At 44.0% G+C, this 16488-nt stretch carries 15 protein-coding genes; 13 read left to right on the top strand and 2 right to left on the bottom strand.

What is annotated here, in order from left to right; genetic code table 11:
- The coding region (locus tag BM202_RS33050; RefSeq protein ID WP_143100828.1) for a peptidoglycan-binding domain-containing protein at nt 1-792 on the bottom strand (792 nt) is incomplete at its 3' end.
- Nucleotides 793-1549: 757 nt separating this feature from the next.
- Between BM202_RS33050 and BM202_RS33045 the strand changes: the two genes are divergently transcribed.
- Together BM202_RS33045 and BM202_RS33040 are read left to right on the top strand one after the other, a co-directional pair.
- A complete protein-coding gene (locus BM202_RS33045; RefSeq protein WP_093834317.1) occupies nt 1550-2929 on the top strand; it encodes an Eco57I restriction-modification methylase domain-containing protein in 1380 nt (459 codons plus the stop codon).
- Complete coding sequence (locus BM202_RS33040) at nt 2926-4395, top strand: BREX-1 system adenine-specific DNA-methyltransferase PglX (RefSeq protein WP_143100827.1); 1470 nt, start codon at nt 2926-2928, stop codon at nt 4393-4395. Before BM202_RS33045 ends, BM202_RS33040 begins: the two co-directional genes overlap by 4 nt.
- A gap of 31 nt (nt 4396-4426) precedes the next feature.
- Here the strand turns inward: BM202_RS33040 and BM202_RS33035 are convergent, their stop codons facing one another.
- The gene (locus BM202_RS33035; RefSeq protein WP_093834313.1) at nt 4427-6286 is read right to left on the bottom strand and encodes a hypothetical protein; all 1860 of its coding nucleotides are present in this window, start codon (nt 6284-6286) and stop codon (nt 4427-4429) included.
- A 399-nt stretch (nt 6287-6685) separates the two neighbouring features.
- On the opposite strand from BM202_RS33035, the gene BM202_RS33030 reads away from it, so the two are divergent.
- The 11 genes from BM202_RS33030 (at nt 6686) to BM202_RS38575 (ending at nt 16063) form a co-directional block, all read left to right on the top strand.
- Entirely contained in the window at nt 6686-7177 is a 492-nt protein-coding gene (locus BM202_RS33030) for a hypothetical protein (protein WP_093834311.1), read from the top strand.
- A gap of 36 nt (nt 7178-7213) precedes the next feature.
- The gene (locus BM202_RS33025) at nt 7214-7609 is read left to right on the top strand and encodes a helix-turn-helix domain-containing protein (RefSeq protein ID WP_093834309.1); all 396 of its coding nucleotides are present in this window, start codon (nt 7214-7216) and stop codon (nt 7607-7609) included.
- Between the two features lies 1 nt (nt 7610).
- Nucleotides 7611-8048 (top strand): hypothetical protein, encoded by a 438-nt coding sequence (locus BM202_RS33020; RefSeq protein WP_143100826.1) that lies wholly within the window; start codon nt 7611-7613, stop codon nt 8046-8048.
- Between the two features lie 168 nt (nt 8049-8216).
- Complete coding sequence (locus BM202_RS33015; protein WP_093834305.1) at nt 8217-9020, top strand: hypothetical protein; 804 nt, start codon at nt 8217-8219, stop codon at nt 9018-9020.
- A 33-nt stretch (nt 9021-9053) separates the two neighbouring features.
- A complete protein-coding gene (locus BM202_RS33010) occupies nt 9054-10670 on the top strand; it encodes a hypothetical protein (RefSeq protein WP_093834303.1) in 1617 nt (538 codons plus the stop codon).
- A gap of 37 nt (nt 10671-10707) precedes the next feature.
- Nucleotides 10708-11442, top strand: a complete 735-nt coding sequence (locus BM202_RS33005; protein WP_093834301.1) for a YEATS-associated helix-containing protein — start codon at nt 10708-10710, stop codon at nt 11440-11442.
- A gap of 83 nt (nt 11443-11525) precedes the next feature.
- Nucleotides 11526-12062: a hypothetical protein gene (locus tag BM202_RS33000; RefSeq protein ID WP_093834299.1), complete on the top strand. Its 537-nt coding sequence runs from the start codon at nt 11526-11528 to the stop codon at nt 12060-12062.
- 6 nt (nt 12063-12068) lie between these two features.
- Entirely contained in the window at nt 12069-13493 is a 1425-nt protein-coding gene (gene pglZ, locus BM202_RS32995; RefSeq protein WP_093834297.1) for a BREX-1 system phosphatase PglZ type A, read from the top strand.
- Between the two features lie 57 nt (nt 13494-13550).
- Nucleotides 13551-14024 carry a PglZ domain-containing protein gene (locus BM202_RS32990; protein ID WP_143100825.1) on the top strand — a complete coding sequence of 158 codons (474 nt, stop codon included), beginning with the start codon at nt 13551-13553 and terminating at the stop codon, nt 14022-14024.
- A gap of 26 nt (nt 14025-14050) precedes the next feature.
- Nucleotides 14051-15601: a BREX system Lon protease-like protein BrxL gene (gene brxL, locus BM202_RS32985; protein ID WP_245776906.1), complete on the top strand. Its 1551-nt coding sequence runs from the start codon at nt 14051-14053 to the stop codon at nt 15599-15601.
- Nucleotides 15602-15604: 3 nt separating this feature from the next.
- Nucleotides 15605-16063 (top strand): MIT C-terminal domain-containing protein, encoded by a 459-nt coding sequence (locus BM202_RS38575; protein ID WP_245776905.1) that lies wholly within the window; start codon nt 15605-15607, stop codon nt 16061-16063.
- The last annotated feature ends 425 nt before the right edge of the window (nt 16064-16488 follow it).

The following is a 16488-nucleotide window of genomic DNA, read 5'->3' as shown; positions in this document are numbered from 1 at the left end:
GTCGGCGGATTGCCTGTTATAGGCGGCTTCGAACTCCGAAATATGCGTATCACTCCGGCCAGAAATCCGATCAAATACGTGTACGCCCTCGTGAATCAAAACGGCCGCCCGTGAATTTTCTCCAATGAACGGTCCAAAATTAGAATTGACATTGGTAAAGGCAGGCCCAAAGGTAATTGGGCCATTGATGGGGGCTTCGGCTGCCGTGAAGATGCCGTTGATCGGCGCACCCGTGCGAAAACGAGTCTCGCTGGCCGCATACAAGCGGATCAATTGAGTGTAACGCTCAATAATCGTTTCTAGATCAGTCGTCGTAAATGGCCGGGAGACACCAATCGTCGAGGTGGTTTGGGTAAGCCTGAAATGGGTTCTCAAGGCATCAATTGTGAGGTTATTCACTGGATTTACACGTTGAGGGCTTGCCCGTAATACCGTCAATGCGTTGAGCGCTGCCGTGACTTTTCGGGTGGCCAGCGCTACATCTGTCTGCGCCAGATCTTTTCCCAATAGCCCCCCTTGTAGCAGGATATCAAGTACACCGAGCGACTGTCGAGCGGCTATCCCTTCATCACGATCCAGATTGAAACGCGTCTCGATGGCACGAACGGCTCTGGCGGTTTCCTGTCCATATCCTCCATCAACCGTGATATTGGCTATACCCGTGTTCACGATGGCTGTTTGGAGGAGAAATACGGCTGTACGATCAGGTTCCAGTACTCGCATAGGCTTCCTATTTTCGGCGGCCTGTTGTAAGCGAACATTTGCCTTCCAGAGGGGCGATTGTAAAGCCATTTACTTGCCTGTTTAGCCGTTTATACACTGCATACGGAATCTGCCTTTTCAAGTCATTCCCATTACGTTGTAGCTTTCGTCATGGCCTGATTCTGAAGCAGCCGGTAGCTACACCTGCCGTTTTACGTACTGAAGATAAGTGAAGAAAAAAGGCGGAGAGGAAGCAACTTAGTATTCGGTCGTTATTTGGTGTAACCGGTCTTGAGCTCTGTCATACACTGTGTGGTTGACTACCAGGCAACCATTTCTCTTTATCCTGAAAGTGTCTTGTCTTAAAATCAACCGGAGGTTTTCGTGAACGATTTTTTTTGTATGCTTAAATACTGTTCAAGTACCTAGTTCACAGTAAATTAGGTAGGTCAGAAAATAAAAATGGTTGGCATTTAATTGTACGATTTCAAGATAAGTCATTTTTTAAAGTGTTATGGGAATAGACTAAGAAATAAGTATACCTAGCTTGTAAAGATAAAATCATATAAAATATATAAAAGCCTTATGATTAAGATTTTAGCAGTTATAGCCTGATGATGCGTACCCGGGATCTCGTGCTGTTCGTAGAAAACCGCTCGTACCCAAATTAGACAACAGGTAGTCCAAAAGCAAATCTACGACTGGATAAACCCAACTCATTCCCGAAGCTAGAAAGGCTGATCTGAGCGTAAAAAGAGTAGCTTTGTTAAGTACTTTCTTTGAAACTAACTACTCAACAAACAGGCGTTGCTTAGCTGTTTACATCCAGTCTGAAGGGGTGGAATACATGGTGCAGAACACGCTGGGCAAACTCTGGCTACGCAACAAACCCGGCTCTGGCCTGAAAGCCCTGATGCCGTATTACCTCGAAAGTCCGTCTGAAACCACCGATACGTACCTGAAACTAACCAGCCCGCAGGAATTGACCCTGCTTGATCCGGCAGCGGGTAGCGGCCACATTCTGGTGTATGCGTTTGAGTTGCTGGCCCATATTTACGAAGAAGAAGGCTACAGCCGCACTGATATTCCGAGCCTGATTCTGCAACACAACCTGATGGGCTTCGACATCGACGAGCGGGCGGCCCAGTTAGCCAGCTTTACACTAACCATGAAAGCCCGGCAGTACGACCGCCGTTTCTTCCGACGGAATGTACAACCGCGTGTAGTAGCCCTGCACAAACTCGAACACACCACCCCCGCCGACTGGCAACCCGTACTGGCCGATGCGGACGTAGCACTAACCGACACCCTCCGCGCCGACCTGACGCTGATGACTCAGGCCGATAACCTCGGTGCACTCATCCGGCCTGAAACGGGTGACGCTACATTGCAGCAAGCCGCCGATACGCTCAACACCTACGCCAGACAGAGCAGCGACCTTTTCCGCAAACCGCTTGCCGAAGATTTATCGAAAGCCCTAGAACACCTCATGCTACTGGCGTACAAGCGTACGTGCGTAGTAGCAAACCCGCCGTATATGGGCGGAGGAGCCATGAATGCTACCTTATCGACGTTTGTGAAAAAGTATTATCCTGATTCTAAAGCCGACCTGATGGCTTGTTTTATGGAAAGAGGGTTGTCCTTGTGCCAACCAAGCGGCTACCTCAGCATGATTAATCAGCATAGCTGGATGTTCTTGGGCAGTTATGAAGACCTGCGGAAAAAGCTTATTGATACCATACTGATTGATACGTTATTACACCTCGGCCCGCGCACGTTTCCCGAAATTGGGGGCGAAGTGGTGCAAAACGCGGCTTTTACATTCCAAAACCAAACATATGCTGAACCACCCGCCGGACACTATGTTCGTTTAGTTGATTTGAAAAATACTACCGAAAAAGCCGCCAACGTTACGAACGCAGCGTTGACCTACCATGCCCGACAAGATAATTTTGAGAAGATTCCTGGAGAGGTGATTGGTTATTGGTTGAGTGACAGAGTACTAAATATATTTATTGATGAGGATTCCTTGAAAGAGCATTTACAGAGTTCGGTAGGAATGCAAACAGGTAATAATAACGAATTTTTGAGATCATGGAATGAAGTTAGTTATTCAAAAATAAATACCTCTGCCGCATCAGGTCATGATTTTAAAGTAAAAAAGTGGGCTCCATGTCATAAGGTGGAGAAGCTAAAAAATGGTATGGAAATTACGACTTTGTTATAAACTGGGAAAATAACGGCGAGCAAATAAAGAATGCCCAAGGATCAGTTATTAGAAATTCAAGCGCATACTTTAAGCCTGTCGCTATTTGGTCGCGAATAAATAGTGGCCTTTTCTCAATAAGATATTCAGAAGTAAAAGCTGTACATAATGATGCCTGTTGTTTCATTGCTAATCCTGACTCCTTGTTACTAAAATATTGCACTGGTTTTTTAAATTCATCTGTCAGAGTTAAATTTTTGGAGGAGTTATCTCCAACATTAAATTACTTGCCTAATACTGTTAATGAAATACCATTTAAGATTGGTAAAAAAGAGAAGGTATTATTTTTAGTAGATTCCTGCATCAACATTTCCCGCGAAGATTGGGATGCCCGCGAAACGTCGTGGGATTTTCAAACGAATGAGTTGCTCTGTCACCGCACGGGCGAATCCACGCCGGATAATTTGCTTGCCAACGCCGTAACGGCCTACGAAACGTACTGGCAGGAAAAATTCAGTCAGCTTCACCAGAACGAAGAAGAACTCAACCGCATTTTCATTGATCTCTACGGCCTTCAGGACGAGCTAACACCCGATGTAGCGCCGGATGATATTACCATTCTGGGGCAGGAAGCCAAACCTCACCCCCGGCCCCTCTCCTTAAAACAAGGAGAGGGGGTGGTTGATCTCCAGTTTGATCGGCGCGAGATTATGGCGCAGTTTGTGTCGTATGCCGTCGGCTGCATGTTTGGTCGCTACAGCCTCAGCAAGCCGGGTTTAGTACTCGCCAGTCAGGGCCAAACCCTGGCCGATTACCAAAGCGAAATAGAGGCAAACGGAATCTTGGCAGACGAAAACGCATTTCAACCAGATGCTGACAACATTATTCCTATCCTGGATGAAGATTGGTTCGCCGATGATATCGTGTCCCGGTTTAGGGCATTTTTGCGGGCCTCATTCGGGGATGCCGAAGCGTCGGACCGGTCATTTAACCAGAACCTGATGTTCGTAGAAGAATGTCTGGGCATGGATCTGCGTAAATACTTCGTCCGCTATTTCTACGACGACCACATTCGGCGTTACCGGCGTCGGCCCATCTACTGGCTGTTCCGGTCGCCCAAAGGCTCGTTCAGCGCACTCATCTACCTGCACCGCTATACCCCAGACACCGTAGCGCGGCTGCTCAACGGCTACCTGCGCGAGTATCAGGATAAGCTACGCAACCGGCGTGAGCAGCAGCAAACCCTTAGCCAGAGCGCCCTGGCCACTGCCGGTGAGAAAACCCGCGCCCAAAAGGAAATCGATCGACTGGATAAAGTATTGGGCGAACTTGCCCAATACGAACGCGAGGTAATTTATCCCCTCGCTACCAACCCTATTGCTATGGATCTGGACGACGGCGTACTGGTCAATTATAATCGTTTCGGCTCGGCTCTGGCCCCTGTAAAAGGATTAACAGAAAAAGCGGGGAGCGGGGAGGAAGAGTGAAAATCAAAGTAGCAAAGCTAATATAGTTTTGCTACTTTGATTTATTTACTATTTCTCGCACTCTGGCTGCTGCTACTTTAATGCGATCTTCCCGATCCTTAATTACTCCTTCTGTTGGTGAGCCAAATTTCGTGAAGTACGTATTAAGCAAAAATGTCTCCATAGCATCTATACGCCGAAGAACATTACTAGTTTCTTTAAGCATTTGGACATCTCCATCTATTTTTAAAATTTCTTTATCTAGACTGAAACATTCTTTGTTTTCAATTTTTGAGAGCATTTCATTAAATAGATTCGTATAATCCTGAATAATATCAGGGTCAAAGACCATTAAAAGACTTCGACCACCCACACGAAGCGGTTTTGCGAAGAATGAAACAGCAAAATCTGGATACACACCAAAATCATTTCGATTTAATCCGAACTGTGTTCCATCATTGGCAATAAAATCTTCTTCGTAACATATGTATGTTCTAAACCCCTGAATTATTTGGCTAAATAATACTCCATAATTTGCTTTTGATTCTTCAGGATCTTTTCCTGTAAAATACTCAGGGCTACGGTTTATGAGAAATATTCGTGTCACCTGTACCCCTTGTTTTATCATGTCTATATTCCAGCGCAAGTATTCTTCACCACGTTTCTGCCAGAACTTAATATCTCCGGAACTAACGGCCTTGAATTCCTTCAATATGTTTCTGCCGCTTGGTACGTATTCAAATATCTCATCAATTAATCCTCCTGATGCGGATAAAATTCGATTTTCGGATACGGCGAATTCTTCTATTCGTTGACGATAATAATGGGCTTTAGCATGCATAACGCGCCAGAAAAACTGACGTTGTTCTTCACGAATTGTAGCTTTCGCTATTTCATCAGTAGATTGATTAGTAGATTCGCTTGGCTTAAGTAGATTATCTTCTCTATATATTAATTCCAATCGGTTAAACCAATTTTCGAATTGGTTTAAGCTAAATGTCATTCGCTCAATTTCATTGTAGAATGGTTCACTTAATTCATTAATATTTTGATAAAAATTGCGCCGATTCTCAAACGAGTTAAAGACTACAGTTGCCATTAATACAATTCCCATTACCAATAAAGGATAATAGAATATGTATGCACCAGTACGTATTATATTAAGCATTCGCACACTAATAATAAGCCTAGTATGTTCTGTGCTAAGCTTAATTATTGGATAGGCAATTAGTGAAGAAATAAAAATGAAAATTAGGATAGTAGGTACCAAGCTTAACAGCTTTCTGGAAACTGAAACTGGATTAACTCCTACATTAAAAGTGCCATTTGTCTGCCTGAGAGCATTCTGGTTGGCCTTCTGAATTCGATAATTTATTTCATATATTAAGTAAAGGATAGCTAATATCCAGATAAAAGCAAATGAGAGACTAGTAATATATGAAACGAGTGTAACCGCAATTGGTTGATCAATTCCTACTCGATTCAGGGGTTCATCAGCTTTTTCTGACGGTCCATACATGTATACATGATACTTGTTAGCAGAGCGATACTCAAACAGCAGCGATTCTGTTGTGGGTTTGTATACGTAACCGGCCAGCAGCACCAGACCTGCAGCCATTAATAGTACACCGAGCACCACCGAATACATTCTGCGATCTTTGATTAAATGCCGTCGTTCGCCATAAATGAACAGAATCAGCATACTACTTATCAATAGTGAAGTAAGGCTGATAGCACGTAAAGCCGATTCGGATACTGTACTTGGCTTATCAATCAAGCCAAAATATTCATAGAAGATAGGAATGCCCCCAACAATAGTGAAAAGCAGGCCAAGCTGATCTTGAAGAAATTGTTTTACAGAGGAGTTTTCAGCATTACGCTGAACATCAATGCGAGATTGAGTAGACGCCATTATTTAGTTAATCAGAAGAGTGGATAGATATATTTTATATATGCAACCTAAAATATCTGGTTTACAGCTATTTACTCATTGGCTTAGGGATGAAATTATTAAACGGTTGCAATGGGATGATACTAGCGAGTATGTGAATTTTTAGATAACGTAACTTTCTCAGCCTTCGAAAACAAAATGAGGTTTTAAGCCAATACAAGAGACAATTAGAAACGCTGCAGCATAGCCCACTGCCTTCGTCTCCGGGAAGGGTTTGACTGGAAAGCAGGTGAGCATGCAGAAGATGAGTAAAACCAGTAGTATGCTTTCTTTATGAGTGGCTTACCGTTCACTAAATTCACTCATAACTAAATTATTTTAAACAATTTGGCATTATATTTGTCTAAAATTTAGCTGTAAGTGAATTTTGAGCTTATTAAAAATGATAGCCTTTCTGGTCAGAAAGCCGTTATTTACTCGGTACGTATCGAAGACGAAATTGAAACGTTGCTGGAAAAGTTTGTAGCGGAGAACGTAGCTGATTATCGTGATCAGGTTCGCGAGTTGCTTTTGCGGCTACAGCAGATCGGGCACAATACGGGAGCCAGAGAAACGTTTTTCAAACCCAACGAAGGCAAGCCTGGCGATGGCGTTGAAGCTTTATACGACGCAGAGAATAAGAAATTGCGGCTATACTGCATCCGAAATGGTCGGGTGGCCGTAATTGTAGGGGGCGGTGGCCCTAAAACAACACGTACCTGGCAGGAAGATCCTAAATTGAAGGTAGCCAATGAACTACTGCAGCTTATATCGAAAACGATTATTCAGGCACTCAGCGCAGGCGATCTGCGTTGGTCGGCCGACGGTCTAACCCTGGAGGGTGAATTGACCCTCGACACTGACAATTACTGAGCACTACTTACCAGAACCAGCCAACATCCATTATCTATGAATCTAATTGACACTCTGCTAGCTGAGGCAACGCCCCAGGAGCAACAACGCGTACACGACCGCATGATGATGGCCGCCCGCATTGCCGACGCGCTGGCGGCTAAGGGTTGGACGCAGAAGCAACTGGCAAAAAAAATGGGCAAGCAGCCCTCCGAAATTAGCAAATGGTTAAGTGGTACGCACAACTTCACAACCGATACCCTTAGCGACCTTTCGCAGGTGCTGGATGTGAAATTATTGTGCGTAAAAGAAGAAGAGCCGAAGATTGTAACCCATACTGTAATTCGCTACCAGCCGGTTATGGTGTTCACAGACCGGTATAAACATACGGGGCAACCTGTCATGTGGGGTAGTTTTCAGGCAAGTATCGGGCAATCCCAACCAAATGGATAATATGGCAGACGAAAGCGCTGTAACAATAGGGTTTCAAATTAAAGAAATTCGGGTCAGCTCATTTACCATTAACGAAAGCCTGATGAACGAAGATGCCGAGATAGGATTTGGCATTTTGTTGCAGCATCTATTTGATTCAGAACATAACGAGCAGATTGTCCAGGTTGAAATAGAAGCTGGGACATCGCCTGAACAGGCTCCTATGGTTGTGCTTCATTCCGCCTGTCACTACCATCTAACCGGCTACCAGGACTGGCTACAAAGTCAGCCGGAAGAGCACCGTATACCTGGAATATTGCCATCAGGCCTGGCCACGGCCTTGAATTCAATTTCTATCTCCACAACGCGGGGCGTATTGTTCGAGCGTTTACGCGGAACCAGCCTTCAAAACGTTGTATTGCCCATTGTTGATCCGTCAGCTTTTCAGCCAGCCGGTTAATTCTGCTGATAATCGATTCTCAAAAGCCTCTGACTACTATCAGGGGCTTTTTGCGTAAAAAACAGCTAGAAGACAGCGTAAATACGGGAAATTTCCCGGTGCAGAGTGCTAGGGGGAGGATGTAGCTTTGAATGGTCAAAGTTCATACCTCAGAATCTACTAATATATATGGCACGCGCAAAAGGAATTGGTTTTCACAAAGTGTTCAAACTGGGCAAAGCCCGTGCCCGAAAGGATCCCCGGACACTACAGTTCAGCAAGTTGATGAAAGCCCCATTTGATCTGGTGATACCGGATGCCTACGATTTTGACGTCAAACATTCTGGCATTCCGACTCCTATGTACGCAAATGACAAACTAGGTGATTGCGTCATAGCAGGGCGTGCACATCATACACTACGTTTTGAAGTAATCGAGCAGAATCAAATCATTTCAATCAGCGATCAGGATGTAATTAGTGAGTATTTTCTGGAAACAGGCGGAATGGATAATGGTGTAGTTGTGCTTGATTCATTAAATCGGTGGCGCAATACGGGTTGGCTGGCAGCTGATCAGCAACTCACTATCAGTGCATTTGCCCAGATTAATCCAGCAAATCCCGATGAAGTAAAGAACGCCATTTTCATGGATGTGGGTGTGGGTATCGGGTTACTATTACCCAAATCAGCCAAAGGACAAATTGATGGTGGCCAACCGTGGGAAGTTGTTGATGGCTCAACTGGATCGCCCAACTCATGGGGTGGTCATTATGTATATGTTTCGGGATATACGGCACAGGGCCCCGTTTGTGTCACCTGGGGGCGCAAGCAACAAATGACCTGGAATTTCCTTCGTACCTACTGTGATGAGGCATATGCAGTATTCGACGCGCTTAATACAAAAAAGTTGAAGGAAGGATTAAGAGTAAACTTACTGACTGATTTTTTGAGAGTAAATCCACCTACTTCGATCGCTGCACCTATTTCGTACTAAGACGCCGTACAATCCCACAAACACTAATCAATCATGAATACGTATAGTCTCTTTTTTGCTATCACCGTTATCGGTACTATGCAGCTCAGTCATCACATACAGGCTCAGCCGATAAAAGACAGTGAGTTACGCATCACTCAGAATCTAGCCACTGGTGAGCTAAAATATGAGCGAAAAAAAAAGGATGGGAGTTTTCTGGAGTCATCTTACCTCCATGTCCGGCGTGATGGCAAAATTGTCATTACTAGCACCGGCAATCCGTTTCGCTTTGCTTTCAAGCCGACTAAAGTAGAGGTAACCATAAACAAATCCTTTGGAGATAGTCTGACGGGACCATTTTCCATAAAAGGGTTACCTGGTTTATCACTACCCGATGGAACTCAAAAGGCCAAAGCTTTAAACGAGTCTACATCTAGTATAACTAAGAAATTAACAAGCCAGGAAGTCAAAGCGGATCAGGCTAGAAATAATGAGGTTGGTATACTACTGAATACGCTGCTCGATTTCAAGAAACGGAGTGACGGGAAAGCCACCCAATATGCAACAGCCCTTAGCAGCTATAAACAGGCATATCTCAACTTATATACTGGGTTAATTGAGCGCAAAAAGCTAATAGATGAAAAAAAGTTTTTTATTGACGATGCTGGCAGACTTACCACCACAACTAAGGAAATTTTTGACGGCTTTTTTGCGCCGTTTGGCAATACACCAAGCGTAAGTCTCAATGCGCTTATTACCGATTATGCCCAACAAAAAGTTGCCGATTTAAAAAAATCTGTAGATGATGACGCTACAGGACTTAAGAAACAAACCTCTGATTTGCGCGAGCTGTTAAGTACGATCAAAGTGCTGGGTAATCGAATACTTGATGAATACGGTGATAAGCTCAAAGACAGCGAGAAGCAGCAGGTAAAGGATGTTGTTACAGCGGCCCAACAAGCAACTGCTGATCTTGATAAAGCCAATTCGGATGTTGTCAAAAGGCATGAGATTGTTACCAGCACTGACTGGGTCCTAGAATTCACCCGATTCTGGCAAACCAAAGAAGAAATACTTAGTGCTAATTTCACTCATGTCTTTACAACTTCTGCTAAAGGCGACAAAATGGATATTCGCCAAAGCTACAAGATAATGAAGTTTCAGGATGGTAAGCTTACCGCTAGTCCACCTGAATTAGACACGACGTTCGTCGTACAGGTAAAAGGAACCATGCACATTAACATAAGTGCTGGGGTCGGCTTGCCGTTTCTTACGGAGAATAGCTATAGCATCAAACCCGATAAACCGACATCCGCTACAGCAGGAACGCTGGTTCAGGATAAAGTCGGTCTTGGTTCACCTTATTTGGTAACGATGTTCGATGTGTCTTGGGGCAACTATTCTCAAATTAATCCAGTGATTAGCGCGGGATTAGGTTATCCGTTGTCAGGCGGCTCGTTAGCTGTTTTCGGCGGGGGCGGTGTCGCCTTTGAAGTACTGGGCCGTCGTATGTTGTTTCATGGCGGCATTGCTTATGTGAAATCCAACGTTCTTTCTGGAGGTTATGTACCAGATGATTCGGTTCCAGTGTCGTTTGAGATACCCACCGAAAACGGTTATCGGATCAAGCCCTTTTTCGCCTTCACATACAATCTTGCGCAGGTAAAGTAGTGTTTTTGTCTTGTTCCTCTTTTATTTCCTCGTCACCATGTTCACGTTCTTATTCTGCCTTTTATTATGGATACCCGGCCCGACGCAGCCGATCCCAGGTACAGCCACCAACGGCACGTCAGCCACAGCGACGAAGACAGCAAGTACTAGCCCAGCCTCCAGCACAACGCAGGCCACAGCGAGTAAAGCAGCTGCTCAAACGACACTCAGTCCAGCAGCGGGAGCAGTGGAAAAACAAACTACAACCGAACCGCTCGACGTTTGGACAATGCTGTTAATCATTGTGGCCTGTGGGCTGCTAGGTGGAACCTGGAACTACTTACGAACGTATGATACGGTTAAAGTCGACGCAATCAACACTGGAGCAGATTCAGTTGAGCGGTTGAATCGCCATGTACAAATCTGTTTGTTAGGGGGAGTTGTGGCTGGTGGTATCGTTCCTTTTGTGCTGATGAGTGCTTCCAGCGACTTGCTGGATAAACCCTCAACCTACCATTATTTTGTGTTTGGCGCTTATTGTCTGGCAGCCGCTGTAAGCTCGGCTGCGTTCATTGAAGCGGCCGCTGGTTCATTACTTGATCGGCTAAATAAGACCGAAAAAGCATTAGTTGCCAAAACGACACAAAATGAACATCTACAGTCTCAAGTAAGTACCCTGAAAACGCTTACCAACAAAGCCATACAGGTAGCTGCATCATCGGAAACGGCAGGTACGCCCGAACACACGCAGCAATTAAAAGCCCTTAATCAACAGCTCGAGAGCATAAACTAATTAGGCTAGTTAAACTTTCCAGATTATTCAACCAATTTTGAGGAATCGAATGACGCCATCTGGCACCCTTATTTACGATTCCTTTGGATAAACTAACAGCATCACTGCTCAACTTATTTGCAAAATATCGAGTCATTTTTTGGTACGATGATAGTGGGGAGATGATCGAACAGGTAACCCAGCTCGACCTGCCCAATATTGAAACAATTACAGTAAATAACAATGAGTTCGGTATTAAGTATCGGCTGTTTTATGAACAGCCAGATACATCCTTTCTATTGTATTTTCCTTACGGCCAACCAGTTTATGAGCAAAACTGGCTACTGGATGTCCAACTGGCGGGTTACGTTTTTCGGACCGATTTACAGGCTCAGTTTATGCAAGATCTGAATCTGGATTATCACTACCATACCTTTGTCAGTACGCATATTGAATTTTTTAAAAGTAACCGACGGCGTGAGAAACTAGCCAAGCTCGGTATCCCTACGGGCGAATCTGAAGCTGGTCTACGAAATCGGATGCTGGCGGTTGTCTTTGGGCAGGAGAGCCTGAGCCTAAGTGAAATGCTATTGGCTTACGCGCATACTATCACAACCAGTTCTGATGACCGGTTTGGGTAGGAATTAATTCGGTTTGGGCTCACTGAAACATTCTGGCAACTAGTGACAAGCCGTTTTGGCTATGCCTCAAACACCCCCTCAATTTACGAGTTTGTGCTGGCTCTCTTCCAGACAAATACTCCCTTTTTGCCTACACTTCTGAAGCCCGATGCACGCGTATTGATGAATCGATGGCGGGTTAACCTTCGCTATCAGGATAGCTTCCGGCAACTTTCCAAACGTGCTGGTAATGATCTGAATCTGCCAACTCTTTTACCTAGGACTACTCTCGAAGCTCTACTGGACGATAATTTATTTGAGCCTGTCGAACAGCGTATTATTGACGAATTAGCTCGAACGGTTGTGAGCGGAACGGCGACACCTGAGCGGATTGAAACTATCCAAAAACAACGCCAAAACAAATACTGGTATCTAACCTATCAGTCTTATTATGATGTATTGATTCATGCTGTCTGGATTCGGTCGTTAGTCGAAGCTTGGGCCGACGAACCGTTTGAAGCACTTTCAGAAGGCCCCGAACGATATACAGAACGACTCTATCGGGTAGACAATCATTATCGCAAATTAGTATACGCTTACCGACAGACAAAACAGGCAGAAGGTCAGTCAGATCTGCTGGAAACTGTTGTTCAGGCAATTGACGCAGTCTATACCAACCAATGGTTACTGCCCCTTAGTAATCACTGGCAAAGAATAGTAGATCAGACAATCGAATGGGCCTTTGGCCCGTTGCAAACCCAACGGTATTTTTTTCGCTACCAAATAGAACCCCAGTTAAATAAAGGGCGGACGTTTGTCATTATTTCAGATGGACTTCGCTATGAGTGGGGGCGGGAGTTAGCCGAACGCATGCAGACTGAAAACCGGTACGTAGCCGATTTGTCGTATATGGTAACTGGCCTTCCTTCTTACACACAGTTAGGCATGGCGGCATTGCTCCCCCAAACACAGCTTGCCATTCAGCCTGGCACTGATGCAGTTCTGGCCGATAGCTTGCCAACACAAGGAACAGGTAACCGCTCGGCCATTTTGCAGAAACACAAAGGGATCGCTATTAGCTCAACTGACTTTCTGGCCCTTAATGCCAATAGAGAAGGCAGAGAGTGGGTAAAGCCTTACTCAGTTATTTATATTTATCACAATAGTATTGACCGAATTGGGGATACATTAGCTACGGAGCAGCAGGTGGTTGATGAATCAGATCGAGTTTTGGATACCATCCAAACAATCATTCGCAAAGTGGTGAATATGAATGGTGTCCATATTTGGATAACAGCCGATCATGGATTTCTGTACCAGCAGCAACCCGTCGATGATACCGATTTTTTAGCGACTTCTATAACTGGTCAGGTTTGGAAACAGGGCCGACGGTATATAATCGGGCAGAATTTAAAGGCAAGTGAAGGGTTCAAACGTTTCGAGAGTAACTAGGTAGGTTTAGTAGGCGATACCACTATTTTACTGCCTAAATCGGCGCAACGTCTTCGATTGAGTGGATCAGGAAGTCGTTATGTGCATGGTGGTGCTTCTTTGCAGGAAGTCGTTGTACCCTTATTGAAGATCGTTAAGAAAAAAGTAGATACTCTTCGATTGGTCGATATTGATCTAATCAAGACATTTGACCGCATCACAACCAATATTGTTGCTGTATCATTCTGGCAGCAGGAAGCCATTGGCGACCGAGTTCAGCCACGTCAAATTAGGGCTGCCTTTTTTGCCGAAGATAGTACGTTGCTATCCGATCAATTTTTGTATTTATTCGACTCTACAGAAACGGCCGAGCGGCTACGCGAAACGAAGCATCGGTTTCAATTAACTCAAAAGGCTGGCATTTTTTACAATAATCAGTCCATTATTTTGCGACTGGAGGAACCGATAGATGGTACAAGTCAATGGAAAACCTACAGGACTTTTAATTTTCTATTGACGATTGCTTTCACTAATGATTTTGACAACTTCTAAGTCGCGCCATCCATACATCCTTTCCAATGAATGAACTGAATCAGAAACTAAACCAATATTTTGCAGGTAAGATTGTCCGTAAAGATCTCACAAAGCTGATAAAAGGTAATGCCATTGTACCGACCTATGTTTTGGAGTATCTCCTGGGACAGTACTGCGCTACGGATGATGAAGATACAATAGTCAGTGGTGTACAAACCGTTCGGGATATCATTGCCCGTCATTTTGTACATCGTGATGAGGCACAATATATTAAATCACTAATTCGGGAGCGAGGCAGTCACCGGATCATTGATAAAGTGGCCGTTCGTTTAAATGACAAGCGAGATCTATACGAAGCACAGTTTATAAACTTGGGCCTAAACCGAGTACCTATTGCTGATGAGGTTATCCGTCAGCATAAAAAACTGTTGTCGAGTGGGGTTTGGTGTATTGTCACTATGGCTTATATCGCCAATACCGATGATGCGAGTGCAACGCCTTGGGTGATCGAGAATCTGAAGCCCATTCAGATGGCTAACGCCGACCTAGATAATTACAAAGAGGCCCGAAGCGCGTTCACGAAAGATGAATGGGTTGATGTGCTCATGCAATCCTTAGGACTCAATCCTGATGAATTCTCGTTTCGATCAAAACTTATTCAATTAGCTCGACTAATTCCCTTCGCTGAGAATAATTACAATCTCATTGAGCTGGGGCCGAAAGGTACTGGTAAGTCGCACATTTATTCAGAAATGTCACCCCATGGCATTCTGATTTCAGGCGGAGAAGTCAGTAAGGCAAAACTGTTTGTCAACAATAGTACGGGCGATATCGGGCTGGTAGGCTACTGGGATGTGGTTTCATACGATGAGTTCGCAGGGCGGGATAAACGGACGGATAAAGGGCTGGTGGATATTCTGAAAAATTACATGGCTAACAAATCGTTCTCGCGGGGAACTGATGTTTATGGAGCTGCCGCATCGATGGTTTTTGTTGGCAATACCGATCACTCAGTGCCCTATATGTTGAAACACAGTAATCTATTTGAAGCCCTTCCTCGTGATTATTATGACCCGGCGTTTCTGGACCGTATTCATGCTTATTTACCTGGTTGGGAGGTAAATAAGTTACGAAATGAAATGTTCACTTCTGATTACGGCTTTAATGTTGACTATTTAGCCGAGATTCTGAAAGAACTTCGTAAAGAAGACTTTACCCACGCCTACAAATCTTTTTTTGACCTATCGAACAGCATTACAACTCGTGATAAAGACGGTATAGGCAAGACGTTTTCCGGGTTGATGAAAGTCATTTATCCAGACGGGAACTGTACTGAACCAGAGGCTAAAGAATTAATAGAGTTTGCCATTGAGTGTCGTAAACGGGTAAAAGAGCAATTAGTCAAAATTGACGAAACCTTTGAAACAGTTGACTTTTCTTACAAGCTACGCTCATCCGGTCAGTCTGTAATGATTGAAACCTTGGAAACTCTTCAACAGCCTACAAATGCTGGAGAGAACCCAAGTTCAGTCAGTAGTTCAGTCGTGCCACAGGATATAAGTGTAGTTTCTGACGTACCACTTGAAGCTGGCTAATTTGTGATACGGGACAATCAAATAGGGGTATCATTCGATATGCTGTTCGGCAAATATTTACGGGGAGCCACTGAAATTATTTTATGTGATCCGTTTATACGGCACCCGCACCAATTTCGTAATCTCCTAGAGTTTGTCACAACAGTAGTTCGATGCAAAGAAGCTGATACAGAGCTAACCTTTTATTTAGTAACCAACAATACAAGTGATTATATCGAAGATTCACGAAAATCATTAACCGAATTAGCAGAATCGGTTTTAGCCTCATCCATCAATTTTCAGTTTGAATTTAATGCGGCACTTCATGACCGTTCAATTACCTTAAATAATGGTTGGAAAATTGTGCTGGGAAGGGGGTTAGATATTTATCAAAAAACGAATGGTCGATATGACATTGCTGAGTTCATATCCGAAAAGCGTTTATGTAGAGCATGTGAAATAACCTATTTGAAAATAATGTAGTTTGTGCTTGGCCACTATTGATTAAATAAAAAACGCATTGAGGCAGAGGATATCCAATCTTCGGATATATTCAAATGTCTGCTACATATCATCTGAAGCAGCGCGTCTGCTGTCTTTTGCATCAATAATAGCAATATGTATATTGACTATAGTCGTCTCATATAGTCTATTCACGCCACGAACGGTCAATTTATCTCACGCATGAATACAAATATCGTTAAAGGAGAATCCCTCCGGAAACCTATTCCTCCAGCCCGTCGTCTCAACAGCCGAAGTTATACTTGGTACAAATGTCGAGTTCAGAAAGGTTATTCTTGGATAGCATAGTGAAGGTAACGGATAAGCCATACAATTTTTTTTATTCATATGTCTTTTCACCCAGTAAAAATTATCTCATCAGCCAAGTCTTAGAATGATTTCAGAAA

The sequence above is a fragment of the Spirosoma endophyticum genome, assembly GCF_900112365.1.
Classification (GTDB): domain Bacteria; phylum Bacteroidota; class Bacteroidia; order Cytophagales; family Spirosomataceae; genus Spirosoma; species Spirosoma endophyticum.
This window is presented reverse-complemented; position numbering and strand designations above follow the sequence as displayed.